Annotated in this window: 22 protein-coding genes; 12 read left to right on the top strand and 10 right to left on the bottom strand. The window is 57.8% G+C overall.

Features of this window, described 5'->3' with window-relative positions:
- Window positions 1-54: 54 nt before the first annotated feature.
- Complete coding sequence (locus ACMGEE_RS06880) at window positions 55-276, bottom strand: hypothetical protein (protein WP_436829829.1); 222 nt, start codon at window positions 274-276, stop codon at window positions 55-57.
- Between the two features lie 702 nt (window positions 277-978).
- Here ACMGEE_RS06880 and ACMGEE_RS06875 point away from each other — a divergent pair.
- Window positions 979-2,100, top strand: coding sequence for a hypothetical protein (locus tag ACMGEE_RS06875; protein WP_436829828.1), 1,122 nt, complete (start codon window positions 979-981; stop codon window positions 2,098-2,100).
- Here the strand turns inward: ACMGEE_RS06875 and ACMGEE_RS06870 are convergent.
- The 3 genes from ACMGEE_RS06870 to ACMGEE_RS06860 form a co-directional block, all read right to left on the bottom strand.
- Window positions 2,078-2,719: a response regulator gene (locus ACMGEE_RS06870; RefSeq protein ID WP_253454961.1), complete on the bottom strand. Its 642-nt coding sequence runs from the start codon at window positions 2,717-2,719 to the stop codon at window positions 2,078-2,080. The genes ACMGEE_RS06875 and ACMGEE_RS06870 overlap by 23 nt on opposite strands.
- Window positions 2,716-4,206, bottom strand: a complete 1,491-nt coding sequence (locus ACMGEE_RS06865; RefSeq protein ID WP_253454960.1) for a PAS domain-containing sensor histidine kinase — start codon at window positions 4,204-4,206, stop codon at window positions 2,716-2,718. Before ACMGEE_RS06865 ends, ACMGEE_RS06870 begins: the two co-directional genes overlap by 4 nt.
- Before the next feature lie 192 nt (window positions 4,207-4,398).
- A complete protein-coding gene (locus tag ACMGEE_RS06860; protein ID WP_253454959.1) occupies window positions 4,399-4,941 on the bottom strand; it encodes an RNA polymerase sigma factor in 543 nt (180 codons plus the stop codon).
- A 280-nt stretch (window positions 4,942-5,221) separates the two neighbouring features.
- On the opposite strand from ACMGEE_RS06860, the gene sctW reads away from it, so the two are divergent.
- From sctW to sctS, 9 genes are read left to right on the top strand one after another with little or no spacing between them, the layout of a single operon-like run.
- Entirely contained in the window at window positions 5,222-6,385 is a 1,164-nt protein-coding gene (gene sctW / locus ACMGEE_RS06855; protein WP_436829827.1) for a type III secretion system gatekeeper subunit SctW, read from the top strand.
- Window positions 6,382-8,490, top strand: coding sequence for a type III secretion system export apparatus subunit SctV (gene sctV, locus ACMGEE_RS06850; RefSeq protein ID WP_253454957.1), 2,109 nt, complete (start codon window positions 6,382-6,384; stop codon window positions 8,488-8,490). Before sctW ends, sctV begins: the two co-directional genes overlap by 4 nt.
- 10 nt (window positions 8,491-8,500) lie before the next feature.
- Window positions 8,501-9,397 carry an FHA domain-containing protein gene (locus ACMGEE_RS06845; RefSeq protein WP_369895007.1) on the top strand — a complete coding sequence of 299 codons (897 nt, stop codon included), beginning with the start codon at window positions 8,501-8,503 and terminating at the stop codon, window positions 9,395-9,397.
- A 14-nt stretch (window positions 9,398-9,411) separates the two neighbouring features.
- Window positions 9,412-10,755 (top strand): type III secretion system ATPase SctN, encoded by a 1,344-nt coding sequence (gene sctN, locus ACMGEE_RS06840; RefSeq protein ID WP_369895050.1) that lies wholly within the window; start codon window positions 9,412-9,414, stop codon window positions 10,753-10,755.
- Window positions 10,739-11,200, top strand: coding sequence for a type III secretion protein (locus tag ACMGEE_RS06835; RefSeq protein WP_301252571.1), 462 nt, complete (start codon window positions 10,739-10,741; stop codon window positions 11,198-11,200). Before sctN ends, ACMGEE_RS06835 begins: the two co-directional genes overlap by 17 nt.
- A complete protein-coding gene (locus tag ACMGEE_RS06830) occupies window positions 11,197-11,799 on the top strand; it encodes a type III secretion system HrpP C-terminal domain-containing protein (protein WP_253454953.1) in 603 nt (200 codons plus the stop codon). The genes ACMGEE_RS06835 and ACMGEE_RS06830 overlap by 4 nt, the downstream gene beginning before the upstream one ends.
- On the top strand, window positions 11,796-12,815 hold the full coding sequence (locus ACMGEE_RS06825) for a FliM/FliN family flagellar motor switch protein (RefSeq protein WP_436829826.1): 1,020 nt from the start codon (window positions 11,796-11,798) through the stop codon (window positions 12,813-12,815). The genes ACMGEE_RS06830 and ACMGEE_RS06825 overlap by 4 nt, the downstream gene beginning before the upstream one ends.
- A gap of 4 nt (window positions 12,816-12,819) precedes the next feature.
- Complete coding sequence (gene sctR / locus ACMGEE_RS06820) at window positions 12,820-13,473, top strand: type III secretion system export apparatus subunit SctR (RefSeq protein ID WP_125288530.1); 654 nt, start codon at window positions 12,820-12,822, stop codon at window positions 13,471-13,473.
- Between the two features lie 7 nt (window positions 13,474-13,480).
- Window positions 13,481-13,741: a type III secretion system export apparatus subunit SctS gene (gene sctS, locus ACMGEE_RS06815; RefSeq protein ID WP_253454951.1), complete on the top strand. Its 261-nt coding sequence runs from the start codon at window positions 13,481-13,483 to the stop codon at window positions 13,739-13,741.
- Window positions 13,742-14,023: 282 nt separating this feature from the next.
- On the opposite strand, the gene ACMGEE_RS06810 is transcribed toward sctS, so the two are convergent.
- Entirely contained in the window at window positions 14,024-15,793 is a 1,770-nt protein-coding gene (locus tag ACMGEE_RS06810; protein ID WP_436829825.1) for a putative phage tail protein, read from the bottom strand.
- Between the two features lie 405 nt (window positions 15,794-16,198).
- Between ACMGEE_RS06810 and sctT the strand changes: the two genes are divergently transcribed.
- Window positions 16,199-16,999: a type III secretion system export apparatus subunit SctT gene (gene sctT, locus ACMGEE_RS06805; protein ID WP_253454949.1), complete on the top strand. Its 801-nt coding sequence runs from the start codon at window positions 16,199-16,201 to the stop codon at window positions 16,997-16,999.
- On the top strand, window positions 16,999-18,084 hold the full coding sequence (sctU, locus tag ACMGEE_RS06800; protein ID WP_253454948.1) for a type III secretion system export apparatus subunit SctU: 1,086 nt from the start codon (window positions 16,999-17,001) through the stop codon (window positions 18,082-18,084). The genes sctT and sctU overlap by 1 nt, the downstream gene beginning before the upstream one ends.
- A 278-nt stretch (window positions 18,085-18,362) precedes the next feature.
- On the opposite strand, the gene ACMGEE_RS06795 is transcribed toward sctU, so the two are convergent.
- The 5 genes from ACMGEE_RS06795 to ACMGEE_RS06775 are packed head-to-tail and all read right to left on the bottom strand — an operon-like array spanning window position 18,363 to window position 21,578.
- Window positions 18,363-18,680 (bottom strand): hypothetical protein, encoded by a 318-nt coding sequence (locus ACMGEE_RS06795; protein WP_253454947.1) that lies wholly within the window; start codon window positions 18,678-18,680, stop codon window positions 18,363-18,365.
- Window positions 18,677-18,862, bottom strand: coding sequence for an HrpT family type III secretion system protein (gene hrpT / locus ACMGEE_RS06790; RefSeq protein ID WP_125288536.1), 186 nt, complete (start codon window positions 18,860-18,862; stop codon window positions 18,677-18,679). The genes ACMGEE_RS06795 and hrpT overlap by 4 nt, the downstream gene beginning before the upstream one ends.
- Window positions 18,863-18,873: 11 nt before the next feature.
- Window positions 18,874-20,967, bottom strand: a complete 2,094-nt coding sequence (sctC, locus tag ACMGEE_RS06785; protein WP_253454945.1) for a type III secretion system outer membrane ring subunit SctC — start codon at window positions 20,965-20,967, stop codon at window positions 18,874-18,876.
- Window positions 20,968-20,980: 13 nt separating this feature from the next.
- A complete protein-coding gene (locus tag ACMGEE_RS06780) occupies window positions 20,981-21,364 on the bottom strand; it encodes a type III secretion system chaperone (RefSeq protein WP_253454944.1) in 384 nt (127 codons plus the stop codon).
- Window positions 21,351-21,578: a type III secretion protein HrpF gene (locus ACMGEE_RS06775; protein WP_253454943.1), complete on the bottom strand. Its 228-nt coding sequence runs from the start codon at window positions 21,576-21,578 to the stop codon at window positions 21,351-21,353. Before ACMGEE_RS06775 ends, ACMGEE_RS06780 begins: the two co-directional genes overlap by 14 nt.
- Between the last annotated feature and the right edge of the window lie 82 nt (window positions 21,579-21,660).

The raw sequence follows: 21,660 nt of genomic DNA, 5'->3' as shown, positions 1-21,660 counted from the left end.
TTGCGGTAGGTCTGGCGTAAGCGCAACGGCTGCGCCGGTTTGCCCTATGCCGGTTTAAAACCAGTAGAACCCTTTCGCCATCAGCGCCGCCAGCCCCAGCACCGAGGTAATAAACGCAGCAAACATCAGCCGAAAGTCGGATTTCATTTCCAGACGCAGATTGATGTTTAATTTGTCGATATCGTAACGCATCTCCCGCAGGTCCGTTCTGATATCGCTGATATGGTTTTTGATGTTATCCACGTCAGATTCAAGTTTTGCGATTTTGACTTGCATGCCTTCTCCTTTTACGTTGCTTCCTGCTGAAACGACCGGCCCGCGAGCTGGGATGATTCGCGTTTACCATGCTGCCTCACCTTGTCGTTTTGCTTCTCCTGAGTGCTGCCGCTCTGATGTTTCAGGCCAGTGCCGTTTTGCTGCGGTGCGGATCAACTTTATGCCTCTCATTTTTTCCGTCAATAACGAACAGGCGCTTTTTGGCCGCAGAAGGGTATCGCTTTTTAGTTTTGGATAACGGCGCATAAAATAATGAAAATGCATGAAACAAGGCTGGCGTGATTTGCGAGCCGCATCAGCTCGTCTGGCTATCAGAAAGCATCGGCCGACGTGGCAAAAAAACAAAAGTTATTGTTACCGCCAATTTAACTTAAGCGTAGTTATTCTGCCGAATCGCTCCCTTTCATTATTCTGCTACTTTAATTGTGGATTAACCGTCTACGCTTACCTTTTCTTTTTTAACGACTATTTTCCTGGCGCGGCGAACCTCATCCTTTTTCTTGTCGCGGGTTATTTCATTGGTTGCCAGATAACAAGGCTGGTACGTATAATCTTTTGAATTATCGCAACTTTTTAACTTAAGCCAAATTTTTTGGCGTGGCTGCCGTCGGCCGCTGGCGCAGCTTTTTATATTCAGCCTTGCGGCTTCTTTTTATTATCTGACCGAATGGGCGGGCGCTCGCCTTTGGGGATTATTGCAGTATGGAAGAACAAACAGACATCGCTTTCCAGGTGCCCGATCTGCCGCTGGACGGCATTCCGTCGTCGATTCTGCGGCTGGGTAAAAGGCTGGCGGATACCAAATATCAGGTCGATTTGCTGGGTAAAAACGGCTGGGCGGAGCTGACCTCGAATCTGCATGGCCTGGAAGCAGGCGGTGAATGGGATGGGGCGGATGACGCGCTGACCTTTTTCAGCAAGATTTTTCCTTTCGCCATTCTGCCTGCGGAAACGGAGCCGATGGGTGTATTTAACGTGCCGACCGAACGCGTAATTGGCCGCAGCTGGCGCTGGTGGCCTGAACATCTGAACGGCAGCAGCGAAGCAAGGTTTCTTGAGCATCTTAATGGCCCGTTCGCGGCGGATGGTACCTCCTGGTATTTTTTACCTGCGCTGGGCGTGCTGCTGGCTGCGCAGGGACAGGGTCGGGTCAACTACTGTCGCTACCATCATATTCATTCGATACGCGCGCGCGTCAGTCATCTGCATTACCCGCCGGCGGATCGCTTTCGGCTTTATCACGTTATGCGGGGTGAAACGCGCCAGAGCTGGGTGGTTTACAACAACCGCTATCTGCAACCCGTGCAGCTGCCGCGCATTACCTTGCCCGCGCTGACCGCCTACGGCGTGCACAGCGCCAGCTGGCCGCTGACTTTCCCGCCCGTCGCGCGCGTCTTTGACGAGCTGCATCATCCGCAGCAGCTGGGCGATTTTATTGCGCCGGGTATCGATCTGGAAGCGGTAAAAGGCAGGATCCGGGCAGAGAAAGAGGCCGAGAAGCGCGCGGTAAAACCGGTGAAAATGGCGCTCAGCGATATGGATATTACCAATATCTGGCCGGTCAGCCTGACGCTTTCCTTCTTCTTTATCCTGGCATTGGTCGTGGCCGGATTAACCTCCGGCGCGGGCTGGCCGGGCGGCATCAGCCTGCTGGTTTGCGGCATGGCGGGCAGCCTGCTGCTGTTTATCGCCACGCCGATTTTCCTGGTCAGCAAGCGCCACCACCGCGCCTGGCAGCCGGAGAAACCACAGGCGGCAGAGACGCCGCCCGTGGAAGAAACGGAGGTCAAAACGCCTGAAGCTACTGCACCAGGCGGTGGCTGATCGCGTATCTGACGATATCGGCGTTGCTGCTGAACTGCATTTTCTCCATCATGCGCGACTTATAGGTGCTGACGGTTTTATTACTGATTGCCAGGGCTTCGGCAATGGCGTTGATGGTTTCGCCGTGCGCCAGCATCAGCAGGATCTGGCGTTCGCGGGTCGTCAGCGTTTCGTGCAGCGCGCGGTTGCCGTTCTGGTATTCGGCAAAGACGATTTCCTGCGCCAGATCATGGTCGATATAGCGCGATCCGCGCGCCACGCTGCGGATCGCCGCCAGCAGCGCATCCGGATTCTTGTCCTTGGTGATGTAGCCTCCCGCGCCGCAGTTCAGCACGCGACGGGCGATCTGCGGTTCGTTAAACATGCTCAGCACAAGAATAGGCAGATCTTCATACTGCGAGCGGATACGGTTAATTAAATCTTCGCCGCTGATGCCGGGCATAGAGATATCCAGCAGCAGCAGATCGAGGCCGCCAAGACGCAGCCTTTCCAGTACCTGACCGCCGTCGCCAGCCTCGCCCACGACGGTGATATGGTCGTCGAGCGCAAATATCTGTTTCAGCCCTTCACGCATCAGGGCGTGATCGTCGGCGATCACTAATCTTATGACATCATTCATCCTGCATCCCTGGTTGCTGACGGAAAATAGGCCTGGTTTTTTAAAGGAAGGGTCAGTTCCAGCTGCGTGCCTTCGCCGGGACGGCTGGTGATGGTCACCTGACCATTCAGCATATCCACACGCTCTTTAATCCCTAAAAGCCCGAAGGCGTCGTGACGCACGGAGTGCATCTGGAAACCGCGGCCGTTATCACGTACCTGGATCACCAGCGCGTCGCGGGTGGTCTGGACGATAATAGATACCTTACTGGCGCGGGCGTGACGGGAAATATTGGTAAGCGACTCCTGCACGATGCGGAACACCGTGGTCACCACCTGGTCGGAGAGCGCTACCGGCTTGCCTTCCGGGACGATCAGCATACAGCTACAGCCGCCGTTTTTGACAAACTCGTCGCGCAGCCACTCCAGCGCGGGCATCAGCCCCATGTTCAGCATATTGGGGCGCAGCCGCGTGGAGACGTCGCGCACCACCTGGATGGTGCTGTCGATCAGCGTCATCAGGTAATCCACCTGGCTGGAAACGCGAGCGGGATTTTTGCTTTGCATGCCGATAACCGACAGCCCGGCGCGCAGGCTGGTTAAATGCTGGCCCAGCTCGTCATGGATCTCCCGCGCGATATGCTTGCGCTCCTGCTCGGTGCGCTCCTGCTGATTACTGGCAAGAAGGCGCAGCTGATGATGCGCGGCGCGTACTTCGTTTTCCACCTCCCGCAGGCGCGTGATATCGCGGCCCACGGCCAGGATTGTCACCACTTCGCCTTTCAAATCGTATTCCGGTACGCAGCGCACGTGCAGCACCATCGCGCGTTCGCCAAAGCGCGCCTCCAGTTCCGATTCGCTCTTTTCGCCGCTTGCCAGCGTATTGGAAACCAGGCGAAACAGCTGCATACCAGGCTCATCAAACGGAATGCTGTCGGTAAGCCGCCAGCCGCGCGCTTTCTCTTCGCTACAGCCGATTAAATCAAGCACGCGCGGATTAGCATAGAGGCAGCGCAGATCGGTATCGAAGCGGGCTATCAGATCCGGCGAGTTTTCCACCAGCGAGCGAAACTGCTGCTCCTGCTGCAAATAGCGCTCCGTGCGCTGCTTCAGCTCGCGCACGTCGCGCACCACGCACAGCACCAGCATTTCGCCCTCGTGCTCCCAGGCGCTGGAGTTAACCTCGACCGGGATGATTTCGCCGTTATGCATACGGTGCTGCGAGGTAAAGCGGATCCCCTCCGGCCGCAGGCTCAGTTTCCACCACAGCGCGGCGACGTCGGGATCCTGCAGTTCGCCTTCAATATCGGAATAGCTTAATCGAATAAGCGCCTGGTAATTATAACCGAGCATTTCGCAGGCTTTATTATTGATATAAGCCAGTTGGGCATCCTGACGCACCAAATAGATGGCGTCGTTAACGCGGTCAAGCGCGAAGTCGGGCAGAATGGCGCGGCCATTATAAGGCTCTTTACTGACGTTAAGGCTAAATATCTCAGACGAAAGCATTTCTCTCTCTGTTTAATGAAAAAGGGATAATAAGCATAAATTATTACAGCTTATCGTGCAGCTCAGAAAAATTTTTTAACTGACTCAGTACAGCAAATATTTTGTCAGGAGGCCATTAACCTGACTCTGAAAATGGTGACGGATCGCAAATAATTAATTATTACGCGCATCAGCCTGCAAAAATCCTGTTCCTCAGCTTATCGTGCTTTTCAGCGATTCACGCACGCGCGACAGGCGCGATTTTACCGTGCCTAAAGGGATATTCAGCGAGGTCGCCACGTCCTGGTAGCTCCCGTTGCGCTCCACCAGGATCGTCAGCATCCGCCGCGTCTCTTCCGGCAGGCGATCGATCGACGCGGCCATTACGCTGAGTAGCTGATCGTTAGCGATAATATCGCTGGGATCGCATTCCTGAATCAGCTCCAGCACGTTGTCTTCGTTGATGCTGTCAAAGAGGAAACGGTTCTGATGCGTTTTGTAGTAGTTGCGGATGAGATTGGCGGCGATGCCAAAAAGCCAGGTTTCCGGCCGCGACGCGCCTAAAAATTTATGGCTGTTGCGCAGCACTTCCACACAGGTCATTTGCGCAATGTCCTCCACGTCTTCCCGATTTGAAACACGCTTGCGAATAAAATTATGCAGCTTGCGATTTTGCTGGCAAAGAATTTCCTGCCATAAAACGGCGACCGGGGCTTCAGGGGTAAAAGACATTTCAATTGGCGTGGCAGTTAACATTTTTTTGCTCCTGGCATTATTCAGATACGTTGTTATTGCAAAGGGTGTGCCAGGCCAAAAAAAGATGAAATAGCAGTCATAGCGCGGTTGTTCTGAATTAACTAAGAATCATCTGAGACAAATAGCGACAAAAAAGCAAAAAGAGTTGTGCAAGTTTTTACACTAATAACGGAGGTTGAAAGTTTCAGCTGGTCGTGTTTTTTTTACTTTTATTTATTGGGGAACCGGCTTCGTTTTTTTACCACTTAATCCCATCGCGAAATCAACCTTTGGGGCCGGGATGATAAAAGTCCAATCTTCTCTTCAGTATCAACAGGCGCTGGCCAAAACGGTGTTAAAGCAGGATATACCGCGTCCGGCAGCAACGGGCACGGGTACAGGCCCGGAGGTTCGGGCAAGACCGGTAAACACCCCTCTGGCGGCCGCCTCGCTGACCGATTCGCTGGAAGAGATCGGCATGATGTTCAGCGAAAAGGTAGAGAAAAAAACCAAGGGCCTGAACCGTCGGCAGATCAATACCCAGCATCTGCGCAGCAATCGCGGCGCGGTAGAGCGCATCGAGCGGCTTGGCGAACTCTACCAGATGCTGGACGACGAACAGCAGGAGAAGCTGGAGGCGCGGCTTGGTGCCCTGAAAGGGGTGCTGGGGCGGGAGCCGGATGCGGAGCAGCTGGTGGCCTCTGTGGACAACGATCCGGCGCGCTGCGATCTGCTGCTGCGGATGACGCTGCGCGAAGCCGATCGCAGCGGCGATATTGCGACCGCCAACGCCGCTGGCGAGGCGCTGAACAAACTCGACGAGCAGTACGGCGAAAGCGTAAGGGCCGGGCTGAATACGGCCTCGGCCATCGCCAGCTTTACCACCGATCCCACGGAAAAGCAGGCGATACGTCATCTCTACTATCACGGCATCGTTAAGCATCAGTCGGCGGCGGTAATGCTGGACAGCCTGCTGGAGCGTTTTGGCCGTGAGCAGTTTGTACCAGGACTGCGTACTTTACAGCGCGCGCTGGCGGAGGATATTGCCTCGCTGACGCCTTCGCTCTCTTCGCGCTCGCTGCACAAAATCCACGTTGCCCTGAGCGAGGCGGGGCAGCTGACGCAGATGATCGCTCACAGCGACAAACTGCTTAACCGGCTACGCAGCGGCGGGAAAATTCCGCTCTCTACGCTCGACGGCCTGGCGATGACCCGACGTCTGCTGGGCATCGCGGAGATGGGGCTACAGCCGCGCGATATCACCGCCATCGTGAAAGAGTTCGAGGTCGAACAGCCGCAGGCGCGGATGCGCTTTCTGAACGGGCTGCTGCCGCTGGTCAACGATATGCCGCCGAAGCTGTGGCGGGACCAGAAAAATCAGCCGGAAGCAGCGACGCTGCTGCGTGCCACCATCACCAAACTTATCAATGACCAGAACCGCGCGGGAAGTCAGGGAGCGGTATGAACAACCTGTTTTTGATCCTTAACCGTATCGCGCTGGCGGCCATGCAGCGCTCCGAGATCATCGGCGCGATGTTTGCGCTGGCGATCGTGTTTATGCTGATTATTCCGCTGCCGCTGGGGCTGATCGATGCGCTGATTGCCGTCAATATCTGTCTCTCTTCGCTGCTGGTGGTGCTGGCGATGTATCTGCCCAAGCCGCTGGCGTTTTCCAGCTTTCCGGCGGTGCTGCTGCTGACCACCATGTTCCGGCTGGCGCTGTCGATTTCCACCACGCGACAGATCCTGGTACAGCAGGACGCGGGCCATATCGTGGCCGCTTTCGGCACCTTCGTGGTCGGCGGCAACCTTGCGGTGGGGATGGTGATGTTCCTGATCCTGACCGTGGTGAACTTCCTGGTGATCACCAAAGGGTCGGAAAGGGTGGCGGAGGTGGCCGCACGCTTTACGCTGGACGCGATGCCGGGCAAGCAGATGTCGATCGACAGCGATTTGCGCGCGGGCATCATCGATGTGAATACCGCCAAACGCAAACGTGTCGATCTGGCGAAAGAGAGCCAGCTGTTCGGCGCAATGGATGGCGCAATGAAGTTTGTAAAAGGCGATGCGATCGCCGGGTTAGTTATCCTCTTTATTAACCTGATCGGCGGTTTCAGCATCGGCGTAATGCAGCTGGGAATGCCGGCAGGCGATGCGATGCACACCTATTCGGTGCTGACTATCGGCGACGGCCTGATTGCGCAGATCCCGGCGCTGCTGATCTCGCTGACGGCCGGGATGATTATCACCCGCGTTTCGTCCGACGGCGACAGCAGCATGGATAACAATATCGGTCGGGAAATTGCGGAGCAGCTCACCAGCCAGCCTAAAGCCTGGATTTTTTCCTCCATCGGCATGTTCGGCTTTGCGCTGCTGCCGGGGATGCCGACCGGCGTCTTTGTGGTGCTGGCGCTGCTGACGCTGGCCTCGGGCAGTTTTCAGGTGTGGCGCACAAAAAGAGAGCTGGTAGCCAGCCAGCCGCAGATGGAAAACGAGGTGATCCCGCCCGAGCTGAACGGCACGGAAGATTTACGCCAGTTCAACCCCACGCGGCCCTATCTGCTGCAATTTCCGGCCAACGCGCGCGGCACGGCGGAAACGCTGGAGCTGGTGCAGGCTATCCGTCGCCTGCGCAACAGCATCGTTTATAACTACGGCTTTACGCTGCCCGCTTTTGATATCGAGTTTCAGGAGCAGCAGCCCGCCGATGAGTTTCGCTATTCGGTCTACGAGATCCCGCGCGTTATCGGCACCTTTGGCGTAACGACGCCTGCCGTCAGCCGCCACGAACATGAAGCGTTGGCGGCGCAGGAGGGCGTGCAGCCCGGCACGGAAGCCAGAAGAGAAACGACGCTGCTGTGGCTGCCCGCCGATCACGCGGTGCTCCAGGACGAAAACGTGCCGCGCTGGGGTTTTCACGAACTGCTGATGAAAAGGATGGAAAACGCCATCCACGCCAGCGCGCCCAACTTTATCGGTCTGCAGGAGACGCGCGCGCTGATGGGCTGGCTGGAGAGCGAGCAGCCCGAGCTGGCGCAGGAGCTCCAGCGGGTGATGCCGATCGCGCGTTTCTCTAACGTGCTGCAAAACCTGGTGGCGGAACGCATCCCGCTGCGCTCGGTGCGCGCCATTGCCGAAGCGCTGATCGAACACGGTCAGCACGAGCGGGATATCAGTCTGCTGACCGATCTGGTGCGTATCTCGCTGAAAGAACACATCTGTTATCAGTACGCGCAGGATGATGGCCTGCACGTCTGGCTGCTGACGCCGGAGATGGAAGAGCAGCTGCGCGACGCGCTGCGCCAGACGCAGAACGAGGTCTTTTTTGCGCTGACCCAGGAACAAACGATGGCCATCCTGACCCAGTTGCGCAGCGCCTTTATGCCGGAACAGTCGGCGTTGGCGGTGCTGCTGGTGGCGCAGGATCTGCGCAGTCCGCTGCGCGGTTTGATTCAGGATGAGTTCCATCAGGTGCCGGTGCTGTCGTTTGCCGAGCTGCAAACCAACCTGGCGATTAACGTTGTCGGTCGTCTTGAACTGGAGGAGGGCATCGACGCTTTCGATGCCTGAGGAGCGGATTATGTTTGAGCTACGCGTACTCACGGGCCGCCATCAGGGAGCGGCATTGCCGGTCAGCGGCGGGCGCTGGACGCTGGGCCACAGCGAAGAGGCCGATCTGCAATTAACTGACGACGGCGTGGCTTCTCAGCACGCCGCGCTGTGTTTTGAAGACGAGCGCTGGCAGCTGCACGGCATTGAAGGCCAGGTGCGCCAGGCGGAGGGCAAGCCGCTGACGCTGCTGGATCCGCTGTCGCCCGATACGCCTTTTGCGCTGGGCGAGGTCTGGCTCTGTCTGGCGCCGGCGGAGCAGCCCTGGGAAGCGATGCGCGCGGCGCCGCTGCCCGTTGCACCTGCGGCCGTCGCCGCACCGGTTGCTGCCTCCGCGCCCGCGCCTTCGCGCCTTTTTTCTCGCGGTATTCAGGTGCTGTCGGTCAGTCTGATCCTGCTGCTGAGCTTCACGATTATCAGCTGGATCCTTCAGCCCACCGTGGCGCAGACCGCCACCACGCCTTCCAGCCGTAAAATGCTGGAAACCTTACAGGAGGTGCGGCCGCCGCTGCTGGCGATGCTGCGGGAGCGAGGCCTGACGCCGGGGGTGAAAATCGATATGGATAAAGGACGGCTGATCCTGAACGGCGAGCTGAGCAAAGAGCGGTTACAGATCCTCGACAGGATGCTGACGCGCTTTCAGGCGCAGTATAACGTGCTACCACAGCTGGTTAACCATACGCGACTGCGCAGCGCGAAGCTGCCTTTCCGCATCGTGCAGATCACCACCGGCAAGCGGGCTAACGTGGTGACGGACGCCGGCGAACGGCTGTTTGTCGGCGATCAGGTTGGCGATTTGCGGCTGGTGGCGATCACCTCCAGCGAAGTTGAATTCGCCGGTCGGGAACAGATAAAGGTGAACTGGTGAAGTCTGATTTTCCTCTGCTTGACGACTGGTTTACCGCCCATCAGCAGCGGCTGGCGCGCTTCTCGCCGGTGGCTATTTACGGACGCATCACCGGCATCAGCGGCATTCTGCTGGAGAGTAGCCTGCCGGGCGCCCGCATTGGCGATCTCTGCCAGATTGAGGGCAAAAACAACACGCGGGTGCTGGCGGAAGTGGTGGGATTCAACCCTCAGCACACGCTGCTTTCCGCCTTAGGCCAGCTGGACGGCATCGCCCAGGGCGCCCGCGTGACGCCGCTGTTTCTGCCGCACAGCATCCGCGTGTCGGAGCAGTTGCTGGGCAGCGTGCTGGACGGCTTTGGTCGCCCGATTGAAGCGGGCAGCGTCAGCGCGTTTGCGTTGCCGGGCGAAGCGGACAATGTCAAACCGGTGCTGGGCGATGCGCCGCCGCCAACGGCCCGACCCAGGATCGACACGCCGTTGCCGACCGGGATGCGCGCCATCGACGGGCTGCTGACGCTGGGCGTCGGCCAGCGCGTGGGTATTTTCGCGGGTGCAGGCTGCGGCAAAACCACGCTGCTGGCCGAACTGGCGCGCAATACGCCGTGCGACGTGATTGTGTTTGGTCTGATAGGCGAGCGCGGCCGCGAACTGCGTGAGTTTCTTGACCATGAGCTGGATAGCGAGCTGCGCAGCCGTACGGTGCTGCTGTGCGCCACGTCCGATCGCAGCAGCATGGAGCGCGCCCGCGCGGCTTTTACCGCCACCGCCATCGCCGAAGCCTTTCGCGACCAGGGCAAAAGCGTGCTGCTGATCCTGGACTCCCTGACCCGTTTCGCCCGCGCGCAGCGTGAAATCGGCCTGGCGCTCGGCGAACCGCCGGGACGTGGCGGCCTGCCGCCCTCGGTCTATACGCTGCTGCCAACCCTGCTTGAACGCGCCGGACAAACCACTACCGGCGCGATCACCGCGCTCTATTCGGTGCTGATTGAACAGGATTCGATGAACGATCCGGTCGCGGACGAGGTGCGCTCGCTGATTGACGGCCATATCGTGCTGACGCGCAAGCTGGCGGAGCGCGGTCATTATCCGGCTATCGACATTCTTGCCAGCCTCAGCCGCACCATGAGCAACGTGGTGGCGCGCCAGCAGATTAAAGAGGCGACCGCCGTGCGCCAGCTGATGGCGGCCTGGCAGCAGGTGGAAATGCTGATCCGGCTGGGCGAATACCAGCCGGGCAACGACAGCCTGACGGATGCGGCGGTAGAGGCGCAGGACGCCATCAACGGCTATCTGCAACAGGCGATGCGCGCGCCGTCCGGCTTCGAGCAGACCTGTTTTCAGCTGTCAGAGGTGAGCCGCTATGCGCCGTCACGTTAATCCGGAACCGGAGCCGGTTGCCGACGTCGCCGCCGTTGAGCTGCGGCGCACGCTGGATCTGCTGCTGCCGATCCGTCGTCAGCGGCTCAACCGCAGTGAAAGACAGCAGCGCGAGCAGGAGCAGACGCTGCGCCAGCTGGAGACGCAAACAGATCGGGCTGGCGAACAGCTGAACGAGCGGCGGCAGGGCTATCAGCAGCTGAGAGCGGGTTTCGCGGCGCAAAACTGCGGCGTGCGTCAGGCCAGCTATCTGCTGGAGCGCGCCCTCGAACAGGAGCAGCAGGCGCTGAAAAAGGTGCACAGCGGACAGCTGAAACTGCACGAACTGACCCAGGCTCAGCATGATCAGCAGCAGCGCGTCGAGGCGGCGCGTCAGGAGACGCGGCAGCGACAGCGCGATGTGGAGAAACTGGAATTTTTACTACAGCAGGAGGTAAGCGAATGATTACCCTTTCCGCACAGAGACAGGCGGCGCGGCTGCAACAGCAGCACGATCTCCAGCGCCAGACAACGGAACGCCACAGGGAGCAGCGCGGCGAAGCGCGCATCGCGCAGCGTAAAGAGAAGCCTGCCGACGACGGTGAAAAGGTTGCGCTACGCCGCGAGCCGCGCAAGCCCGCGCGTGAAGAAGATGCATTGTTCAGCGAACTGCTGGAAGAGGGCGAGAGGCCGTTTACGCCGCCGCCTTTCAGCCAGTCCGATTCTCAGCAGCAGGGCTTTGCGCAGCTGGATGAAAGCAGCGCTTACGGCGCGCCGCCCGCGATGGCGATGTGGCAGGAAATCGAGACGGATCTGCTCGCTGCCACGGAGCAGCGCCCGCCCGCTGAGATGACGCTGACGCTGCTCTTGCCGAAGCTGGGCCACGTCGACGCCCGCTTTTCCGCGCTGGCCGCAGGCGGTTGGGATATCGCCCTGCAGCTGCAGCCCGCCGCCTGGCGCGTCCTGCTGCCGCATCAGGAGCGCTGTCGTCTGTCGCTGCGTCAGCGCATGGCCTGTCAGGTACGGCTGCGTTTCGAACGACGCTCGTCGGAGCAGGAAGCATGAACAGGCTGTCGCTAAAAAAACTCAGTAAACAGGCCGCGCGGCTGCGCGGGCAAATTGGCGCGGGCTGTTTTTATCCCTGGCAGCTGGCCGGTGAAGCGGGCGTGCTGCGTCTGGCGCTGGCTGACGGCTATCAGCCCGGCGAAATGAGCGTCTGGCAGTGCGAAGCGGGCACGCTGGCATTTACCGACGCGCAGGCGGTGCTGTCGCTGATGGCCGCCACGCCTACTTTTGCCCTGCCTGCATCCGCGCCGGAACAAAGCTGGTACTGGCCGTGGTGGCAAAGTCAACTTTCTGGCGAACTTCTGGCGTTGTTCGGCCACATAGCTGTAACGGAAGAAAAAGCAGCGGGCGAATTTCTGCTGGTGATGACGCTGGCATGGGGAGACAGAGAGGCGCGCAGCCTGCTGGCGCTCTCTGCCGACGCCCTGTCGCGTCTTCTGAGCAAACCCGGCTGGCAGCGAGAAGCCATGCCGCTTCCGCCCGATTTACCACTGGCTTTGCCGCTGATTATCGGCGAAGTCGAGCTGTCGCCAGGCGCGCTGAAGCGCGGTGATGTGGTGCTGCCGCCGCAGCCTTTTTTTGCCCCGGACGGGCGTGGAACGATCCGTTGCGCCGGGCGTTTGCTGCACGGAGAGTTGCGGATAACGCCCGGTACGACGGCTCATTTTTATCTTAGCGAGATGGAGAACGATGACGTGACTTTGCCCCCTGACGAGTTTGAGCAGCCGATCACTCCCGATCCCCAGTGGGACGAGGGATCGACGACGGAAGCCACGGATTTCTCCGTACTGCCGCTGGCGCTGTCGGTACGCTGCGGCCAGCTGCAGCTGACGCTGGGAGAACTCTCTGCCCTCGCTCCGGGCGCGACGGTGATGATCGACAACGTGACGCCCGGCGAAGCGCTGCTCTGCCACGGCGACTATGCGGTAGCGAAAGGCGAACTGGTCGACGTGGAGGGCCGCCTTGGCCTGCAAATCACCCAGATGCTGCCGGGCCACAACCCGCTGGCGCGGTAGACGCATGGATGCTTTATCGCTGAACCCGATGACGCTGGCGCTGTTTCTTGGCGCGCTGTCGCTGGTGCCGATTTTAATGATTGTCTGCACCTGCTTTTTAAAAATCTCTATGGTGCTGATGCTGACCCGCAACGCGATGGGCGTGCAGCAGGTGCCGCCCAACATGGCGATTTACGGCATTGCGCTGGCCGCCTCGCTGTTTGTAATGGCACCGGTTTTCAACGAAATCAGCCAGCGGGTAAAAACGGTGCCGATTGACACCCAGTCCGCGGAGCGGCTCGACTATACGGTCAGCAACGGCGCGGAGCCGCTGAAGCGCTTTATGGTGAAGAATACCGACCCGGATATCTTGATCCACCTACAGGAAAACGCGCAGCGTATGTGGCCAAAAGAGATGTCGGCCACGGTATCTCACGACAGCCCGCTGCTGCTGATCCCCTCGTTTGTTTTGTCGGAGCTGCAAAACGGCTTCAAGATCGGCTTTCTGATTTTTATTCCCTTTATCGTGGTGGATCTGATCGTCTCCAACGTGCTGCTGGCGCTGGGGATGCAGATGGTGTCGCCCATGACCATTTCGCTGCCGCTGAAAATTCTGCTGTTCGTGCTGGTCAGCGGCTGGACGCGGCTGCTCGACGGCCTGTTTTACAGCTATCTGTGAGGGAAAAATGGATATCCTGACCCTTTTCCGCCAGGCGATGCTGCTGGTGGTGATCCTTTCCGCGCCGCCGCTGATCGTGGCGGTGATCGTCGGCGTCATCGTCTCGCTGCTGCAGGCGGTGATGCAGCTTCAGGATCAGACGCTGCCTTTCGCCATTAAGCTGGTGGCGGTGGGCGTCGCGCTGGCGCTGACCGGCCGCTGGATCGGCGTGGAGCTGACCGAACTCACGCAAAGCGCCTTTGCCATGATGCCTAACGTGAAGTACTAACCAGAAGTTAGCTTTATAAAAAAATAAACCCGCCGGATCGGCGGGTTGTTATTACAGGGTAAAGGACAGGTTTATTCACGCGACTGCTCTGGCAATCAGGCGCTGTAAATTTCTCTGTCAGCGACTTCATAGCCGTTATTTTGCGTGCCGCGACAGCTTCGCCGCCAGGAAACGAGGTGTTCGTAAGTGCCTGTTGCAGCTCGCCATCAACATAAATTTTACTGCCGCTGCCTTTTACCGTCGTGCCATTAATGTTGGCCGGTCATAAAAACCGGCTGATAGTCAGGAATCGATTTCCAACGGAATACGATAGTTAATACCGTTGATGCGCACGCGCAGCTTGTTGTCTTTCGGCAGTGCTTTCGTGGTCAGCACCAGCGTGCCGTCGGTATCAAAAGCGATGCCGTGCCCGCTAAGCGTACCAAAAGCAGCGGCATCAACCGGTGTCCACGGAGAGCTCAGCTTGCTGACTACCGTATCTGCCACGACCTCGCCACGCGGTGTCCACAGGAAGCACTTGCCGCCATGAAAACGGCTGTCGGTAGTGCTTTCAACCTGTACGTGAACGTAGCCGCTGTTGGCGGGCAGCTTCACATAGATGCTCACATTATTCGCATAGGGCCGGTTTAGCCGGATATCGGTTACCGGGCTCGATCCCCTGACTTCCACCGCGCCCACTGCTTTAACCGTATCGTTGCCTTTCGCCCGGCGCATACGCAGGATAGCTTCCCCGCCGCCAAAGTTATTGGTCAGATTATTAATGGCGCCGCTTGCTGCCGGGCTCTCAGAACGGGCGCCTAAAAAGCGCACGGTAACCTGATCGCTTTCGGCCGTGGTGACATAGTCGCCAACGTAAACCCATACCGGCGCTTCGGTGGTGTTGTTAAAGCGCAGATTGGAGCTGTACCAGTTAGCCGCCATGGATCCGGCCAGCGTGGTGCCAAAAGATTCTTCACGACGGTAGCCCATATCGTAACCGCCGAGATAGCGCACTACCGTGGCGTTATTACGGTTAAACGCGGCGTTTTGCAAATTGATATGGCGCAAAATAGCTTTTGTAAAGGTGATATCGGCAGGCACCGTTGCGCCTTCCATACTGAACACGTCAATGGTCCACTCGCCGTTACTGATATCCATCGGGTAGTTACATTTCTCCATCCAGCCGTTGTAGATACAGCACTGGGTGGCGCGCGGTAAATCAAAGGCCGGCGTAGTAGAGTGGCTTTCCTGCACGTTAAAGTTGCTGAGTTCGATAGCGGTAAGATGATTCCATGAATTTTGATAAGACGGACGGCCTTTCAAAATAGAGTCGTAAGTATTGCTGGTGTAAAAGCTGTTGAACTTCGTATCCAGCGTATCGATCATATTAAATACGATGCCGCCCGTTTGGCTAATATTAAGCCTGTCGCACTGATAGTACTGTCCTTCGGCGCATTTATTCGTCATAAAGCCGCGCGTATTTTTTGCTAAATCGTACTGACCATAAATTTCGAGGCAGGAAACTTCCGTGCGGCGAGCATTGGTATTAAAAACAAAACTGCCTTCATCGCCTATAAGCGTGAGCTTTGCCACAGGCGAGTAGCCGTAAGCAACGGTAGGCCCATTAATTCTCAGCATACGCAGGTAAACAGAAGAAATATTCAGGCTGGATACGGCATAATTACCTTCAGGAAAAGTAATCCAGGCTTTATATGCCTCGCCTGAATGCTTAAACGTGAAGTTATACATGGCTTTGATCGCGGCGATAGCGTCCGTTTTACCATCCGGTACGGCGCCAAAGTCGCCAATGTTTAAATCTGCCAGGTTATTGATTTGTCGACGCCAGTGGTAGGCGTTGCCGGCGGTATTGGCAATGGTGCCGCCATCGTCCGTTGCTGCCGTCAGCGAGCCGACAAACCAGCCGCCGCCGGTGCCTTTATAAATGGCCTCACCAGGGGCGGTGTGACAGCGAAGCAGCACGCTTTCGCCTTCATAGGCAGGGGCAAGCTTGCGCAGATCGTTAAAAGTGGCAACGCTTTTCGTATGTACGTCATTAACAGTAGTAGTGGGCATTTTTTTCTCCAATGAAAAAATAATTTTTAATTAACCAGGCGAGTTAACCCATTGGGTATTTAATCTTAAATATCCGGTTTCATTTAATATTATGCAACCTTGTAAGGGTCTTAACTGCGCCTGTTTTCTTTTTTAACATGGGAAATTCGTTACGAATATGATTTTTTTACGATGATCGTTAATATTATTTTTCAGGGCGCGATTTACCTTTTTTTATTTTTTTTGCAAGGGGCTTGTGATGGGGGTTTTTCTTAAAATATCTTGTAAGAATAATCTTGCCCGCAATGAACGTAAGCAGGCGCTTACCATCTTTAAGTAATCCGTACATCCGTATAGCTTTTTTAGTGAACTTTCTGTGGTTTTCTGCCACTCAGCTATAAACGGCAACCCGAAAGATTTAACAATATGTGGAACAACGTCCTTTTTGATGGCTACCACTTTATCCTTGCGCTGACGCTGGCGATGGCGCGCATTTTCCCCTGCCTGCTGCTGTCGCCGGTGTTCTCGTTCAACGCCATTAAAGGCGGCCTGCGCTCCGGCATCGTGCTGGCGCTGGCGCTGTTTCCCGCACCGATGATCCAGCAGCAGCTGGCGGCGGACGATCCCTCGCTGTTTCTGCTGGCGGCGCTGGCGCTGAAAGAGGTGATTATCGGCGTGGCGATCGGCCTGCTGATGGCGATGCCGTTCTGGCTGTTCGAGTCGGTGGGCGCGTTGTTTGATAACCAGCGTGGCGCGCTGACGGGCGGCCAGCTCAACCCGCAGCTCGGGCCGGACGCCACGCCGCTCGGCTTTTTGATGCAGCAGTCGATTATCCTGCTGCTGGTAGTCGGGCTGGGCCTGTCGACCATTACGCAGATTATCTGGGATAGCTATAGCCTCTGGCCGCCGATGCAGTGGCTGCCGCTGCCGGGCGAAGCCGGGCTGAAGGTCTATCTGGAGCTGCTGGGTGGTATCTTCACGCATATGGTGCTTTACGCCGGGCCGCTGGTGGCGCTGCTGCTGCTGGTGGATTTTAGCGTCGGCATCCTCAGCATCTACAGCCCGCAGCTCCAGGCTACCGTGCTGGCGATGCCCGCCAAATGCCTGTTGGGCATGCTGTTCTTTGTGCTCTATTTGCCGATCCTGAATTACGTTGCGGGCGAGCGGCTGTTCGATTTAAAAGATCTGGTGCCGCAGCTGGCGGACATGTTTAAAGGGGTGCGCTGATGGCGGAAAAAACCGAAGACGCCACGCCCCAAAAGCTCAAGGAGTCGCGCAAAAAGGGTCAGGTCGCCCAGACGCCGGATATTCCCAAACTGCTGATTTGCGTAGGCGTGATGGAGACGATTTTCGCGCTGGTCGGCGGCGGCATGCAGCGGCTGGAGGCGATGATTATGCTGCCGCTTGCCCGCCTGAACGATCCTTTCGGCCATGCCATGCAGGAAGTGATGCTGGACGGGGTGATGGTGCTTTGCTATTTCTGCGGCATCGTCTGCGCGCTGATTTTTCTGCTGCGCATTATCGGCGGCTGGCTACAGTTCGGCCCGCTGTTTTCTACCGAGGCGCTGGCGCCAAAGTTCGACGCCATCAATCCGGTCGGCCACCTGAAGAATATGTTTTCCGGCAAACAACTGAGCACGCTGCTGACCAGCGTGCTGAAGGCGGTCGCCATCGGCGTTATTTTTTACCTGGCGATCGAACCCGACCTGGGGCCGCTGGCGCAGCTGGCCTACGGCGAGGATCTCAACGGCTTCTGGCAGGCGGTGCTGGCGCTGTTTATAAAAATCGTGCGGGAAACGCTGGCGTTGCTGCTGGTGCTGAGCGCGTTCGATTTCGGCCTGCAAAAATATTTCTTCCTCAAACAGCAGCGCATGAGCCATGACGATATCCGCAACGAGTTCAAGCAGAGCGAAGGCGATCCACACATGAAAGGGCATCGCAAATCGCTGTCGCATCAGATCCTTAACGAAGAGCCCAGGCCCAGAAGAGAAGTGGCGGTGGAAGAGGCGGATATGGTGCTGGTCAACCCTACGCACTTTGCCGTCGGGCTTTATTACCGCGCCGGTGAAACGCCGCTGCCGCGCCTGCTGTTTAAGGCGGAAGGCTTAGATGCGCAGGATATTATTGAGGAAGCCAAAAAACGGCAGATGCCGGTGATCCGTTTCGTCTGGCTGACCCGCACGCTGTTCAGAACGGTGAATGAAGGCGACTATATCCCGCGAGAAACGCTGAAGGCCGTCGCCCAGGTCTATCGCCTGCTGAAAGAGCTGGAGGATCAGCAGCTGGATGAAGTGCTGGAAATCGAAGAGTAACAGAGCGTGCAATGCCAGGGCCGCTTTACTGAGCTCGGGTGTGATGTCATTTTTAGTCAGTTCAAAGTTGGCTGATTGGATTTATATCATTAAAATCAATATATTAATGGTAAAGCTTCCATTTGAAGATGGCCGTTTACGGCTTATTTCCCGGAATACGGAAACCTTTCCGCTACGGAAACTGCTTAAGGAAATTTAGTGCCAGATAATCCGTAGCCTAAACGGGAATACGCTTTTTTATATTATACGTTTCCCCGTTTTATGTCGGGGCCTGCTGGCTACGTCATATCCGCCAGCGAATACAGCGTGCCGATCGCATCCTGCGGCACTTCGCTGCCGGTGAGTTGGAGCATCAGCAGCGGCGCGCCTTCGGGCGTAGCGGAAAGATAACAGCCTTCGTAACGGCCGGGCGCGAGAAAGCGGCGCATCAGCGCCTCGCGCAGCCGGAAAGGGGAAAAAGGAGCGGGCAGCAGCTGGAGCGTCGGCACGGGCTGCGCATAAAAACGCAGCTCGTGTCCGACGGGATCGCACCAGCAGCACGCCTCACCACGCTGCCATGCAGCCAGAAAGGCGCGATGGGAATCGACGCGGATCACTGATTAACCGAGGCCTGTGAATAGTCAAAAGGCCCGTTGCGCATATCCGGCTGCCACCAGATGGTGACGGCCCGATCGTCCGACACCGGGCGGCAAGACATCTCGCTACAGCCCGCGAACTTAGGCTTTGCACAGGCGGTAAGCAGCATCGCCATCAGCAGGATCAGAACAGGTTTTTTCATTATCAGCCTCATTAGCGCGACAGCAGGCGCGTCGTTTTTACGCCGCTGGTGGACAGCGACACCGGCGCCGATTGCAGCAGCGATACGCGGCCAGGTCTGGCCGGCGCCTGCGTATCGTAAGCCACGTACACCTCGGTAGATTCGCCCGGTTGCAGGCGGGTATGCGGCCAGGCGGCCACGGCCAGCGTGCGATCGCCCCGGCAGGATGCCTCGTCAAAGCGCGCCTCTTTTCCGCTGGTGTTGGTGATCACGCCTACCGAAATCTGCATCGCGTCGTTGCCGTACCACTGCTGGCGAGCGCTGGCGCGGAAGGTCAGCGGTACCGAACAGAGCGAGCCGAGCGGCAGCCCCGTCTGGCTGGGCTGTAAACCGCCCGGCTGACGGCTTTCGGCCAGATCCTGCATCGCATTTTCGATGGTGCGCTTCATGTCGCCGAACTGATGGCGTCGGTTGATATCCCGCAGCGCATCGTTAATCTGCGCGCTGTTTTGCGCATCAACGTAGCGGGAAGGATCGACCTGGTCGCCAATCAGGTGCGGCGTAATAATAAACAGCCGCTCGCGCTGAGAAGTGGTGCGGTTGTTGGAGGTAAACAGCTTGCCCAGCAGTGGAATTTTGCCGAGGATCGGCACGCGCTCTTCGTCATCGCCGCTCTGCTTGGTGTGGAAACCGCCCATCACCAGCGACCGTTTTTCCTGCACCAGTGCCTGAGTGCTGATCACGCCGTTTTCCGTACCCTGCGCGCTGCCGTCCTCGTTTTTGTCCAGCTTGCCGTCTTCCACATCCACCACCAGCTGCACGGCGGCTTTTTCCGGGTTATCACCGATTGAACGCGGCGTGACGCGCAGGCTGGTGCCCGCCGTTACTTCCCGAATGTCCGCAACCCGCTCGCCGATGGCGGTGATAAAGGCGGTATTGCTGAAGTCGATCACCGCAGGCTGGTTTTCCAGCGTCAACACCGACGGATTGGCGATAATCGACGCGGTGCCTTCGCCTTCCAGCGCCTGAATATCGGCGAAGAAGCGGTTAAAATCGGTAACGAACAGGGTACTGGCGCCGTTCAGCATCGACGCGCCGGCGGTTACGTTGCCGAACTGCCCGGACCAGTTGGTGGAAAGACGGGCCAGCTCGTTGCGGTCGATATCCACGATGACCGCATCGATTTCAATCAGCTTCTGCGGCACGTCGATCATTCTGACCAGCTCCTGATACTCCGAGCGCAGCTTTTTGTTGTCGCGCACCAGCAGCGTGTTGTTGCGTACGTCGGCGGAGACTTTCCCCTGCAGCGTTTTGCCCGGCTGCTGCTCGTTGCTGCGGCCAAGCCGGGTATTGCGGCCAATCATCTGTTCCATGATGCTGCGGCTTTCGTTCTGCATCGCCTGGTAGGGGCTGTCGCTGCCGCCGCGACCGTTCTGCGTGGTGGTGGCGCCGTTGGCCGAACCGTTGCTGTTTTGCCCCAGCAGTTCGTTAAGCATGGTGGCCACGCCGGGTACCACCAGCGTCTGGTTGCGATATTTGATAGTGCGATCCGCCACGTCAGCATATTTCAGCGGAAACGCCATCATTTGCTTGTCTTCGCTGGTTTCCGGCTCGGATTTTTTGCTGAAATCCGCAATCAGATCGACATATTTGGGCGGCCCGGTGACCAGCACCACGCCGTCGTCGGGCAGCTCGCCCCAGCCGAATCGCGGCTCCAGCAGGCCGACGCCCTGTAGCGCCTGTTTAATATCGGGCGCGGCATCCGGGCTGATCTTCAGACGACGCGAGGTCTGCTGCGACTGTGGGCTGACATAAAGCGTGTTGTTATAGACGAACCACTGAAAGCGATACTCCAGCGCCAGCCTGTTCAGAAAGGCCTCGGCATTGTCGGAGCGCAGGCGCGCGGTGACAAAGGTATCGGGCAGGCCGGTGACGTTGGCATCCACGCCGTGGCTGCCGGCGAAATCCTGCAGGATCACGCTGAGCGGCGTATTGTCAGCGGAATAGGCGTAGGCGCCTTCGCGCCATTCTTCCGGTGTAGTGGCGTAGCTGTGTGAGACAGAAAGCCCGATCGCCAAAGCCAGCAGCAAAGGGCGAAAGGGTAAAAAAGCAGACGGCGTAGGCACGCTTCTCTCCTTGTTACAGGCTCGTTGGCCGCATTAGCATCAGCAGGGTGTCCTGCCAGATTTCACATTGATTACAAAGACTTTCTAACAGCGCGACGGCGGCCTCTTTTGCGTCGCTTTTTAACCGCGCCAGCAGACAAAGCGTTTCGCGCTGCGGATGCAGGCAAAGCGCGGCGGTAAGGTCGCCGAAGTGATGCAGCGCCGGGTCGGTCAGCCGCAGCGCCCGCTGCATCAGCGCATCATTAACAGGCACAGGCAGCTGTAGCTCGGCAAAAAAAAACCAGCCGCCGGGCAGGCGCTGTAGCGTGATCGGCATCTCGTCAATCCACAGCGCCAGCTCGCCGTTGGTTTTATCCAGACAGGCTTCAATCAGATCGGCGACATCAGTTGATGGCATCAATGATGGCCTTGCGGATACCATGCTTGTACTGGGTGTACTGCGAGCTGGCCCAGTTGGCGTTGGAGACGTCGAGCATCTCGTTCTGGAAGGCGTACATATCACTGACGTTAAACGGCTGGTCCTGACTCTCTTGCGCGAACTGATACATATCTTTTTGCGCGTGCGCGACCTGACTGGTCAGGCGACGCTGGATCGAATCTTCATAGCTCATCGTTTCAGTCTCCGGTTGGGGGGTGCCATTAAGTGGCGGAGAACGCGAGCGGGTTCCGACGAGGCGAAAAAATTGTTGTGGC

The organism is Erwinia artemisiae (assembly GCF_051400835.1).
Taxonomy (GTDB): domain Bacteria; phylum Pseudomonadota; class Gammaproteobacteria; order Enterobacterales; family Enterobacteriaceae; genus Erwinia; species Erwinia aeris.
This window is presented reverse-complemented; position numbering and strand designations above follow the sequence as displayed.

Bases quoted from the DNA above. Each gene is read 5' to 3' on its own strand.
- ACMGEE_RS06880 (WP_436829829.1), bottom strand. From the start codon at position 276: ATGCAAGTCAAAATCGCAAAACTTGAATCTGACGTGGATAACATCAAA.
- ACMGEE_RS06875 (WP_436829828.1), top strand. From the start codon at position 979: ATGGAAGAACAAACAGACATCGCTTTCCAGGTGCCCGATCTGCCGCTG.
- ACMGEE_RS06870 (WP_253454961.1), bottom strand. From the start codon at position 2,719: ATGAATGATGTCATAAGATTAGTGATCGCCGACGATCACGCCCTGATG.
- ACMGEE_RS06865 (WP_253454960.1), bottom strand. From the start codon at position 4,206: ATGCTTTCGTCTGAGATATTTAGCCTTAACGTCAGTAAAGAGCCTTAT.
- ACMGEE_RS06860 (WP_253454959.1), bottom strand. From the start codon at position 4,941: ATGTTAACTGCCACGCCAATTGAAATGTCTTTTACCCCTGAAGCCCCG.
- sctW (WP_436829827.1), top strand. From the start codon at position 5,222: ATGATAAAAGTCCAATCTTCTCTTCAGTATCAACAGGCGCTGGCCAAA.
- sctV (WP_253454957.1), top strand. From the start codon at position 6,382: ATGAACAACCTGTTTTTGATCCTTAACCGTATCGCGCTGGCGGCCATG.
- ACMGEE_RS06845 (WP_369895007.1), top strand. From the start codon at position 8,501: ATGTTTGAGCTACGCGTACTCACGGGCCGCCATCAGGGAGCGGCATTG.
- ACMGEE_RS06835 (WP_301252571.1), top strand. From the start codon at position 10,739: ATGCGCCGTCACGTTAATCCGGAACCGGAGCCGGTTGCCGACGTCGCC.
- ACMGEE_RS06830 (WP_253454953.1), top strand. From the start codon at position 11,197: ATGATTACCCTTTCCGCACAGAGACAGGCGGCGCGGCTGCAACAGCAG.
- ACMGEE_RS06825 (WP_436829826.1), top strand. From the start codon at position 11,796: ATGAACAGGCTGTCGCTAAAAAAACTCAGTAAACAGGCCGCGCGGCTG.
- sctR (WP_125288530.1), top strand. From the start codon at position 12,820: ATGGATGCTTTATCGCTGAACCCGATGACGCTGGCGCTGTTTCTTGGC.
- sctS (WP_253454951.1), top strand. From the start codon at position 13,481: ATGGATATCCTGACCCTTTTCCGCCAGGCGATGCTGCTGGTGGTGATC.
- ACMGEE_RS06810 (WP_436829825.1), bottom strand. From the start codon at position 15,793: ATGCCCACTACTACTGTTAATGACGTACATACGAAAAGCGTTGCCACT.
- sctT (WP_253454949.1), top strand. From the start codon at position 16,199: ATGTGGAACAACGTCCTTTTTGATGGCTACCACTTTATCCTTGCGCTG.
- sctU (WP_253454948.1), top strand. From the start codon at position 16,999: ATGGCGGAAAAAACCGAAGACGCCACGCCCCAAAAGCTCAAGGAGTCG.
- hrpT (WP_125288536.1), bottom strand. From the start codon at position 18,862: ATGAAAAAACCTGTTCTGATCCTGCTGATGGCGATGCTGCTTACCGCC.
- ACMGEE_RS06780 (WP_253454944.1), bottom strand. From the start codon at position 21,364: ATGCCATCAACTGATGTCGCCGATCTGATTGAAGCCTGTCTGGATAAA.
- ACMGEE_RS06775 (WP_253454943.1), bottom strand. From the start codon at position 21,578: ATGAGCTATGAAGATTCGATCCAGCGTCGCCTGACCAGTCAGGTCGCG.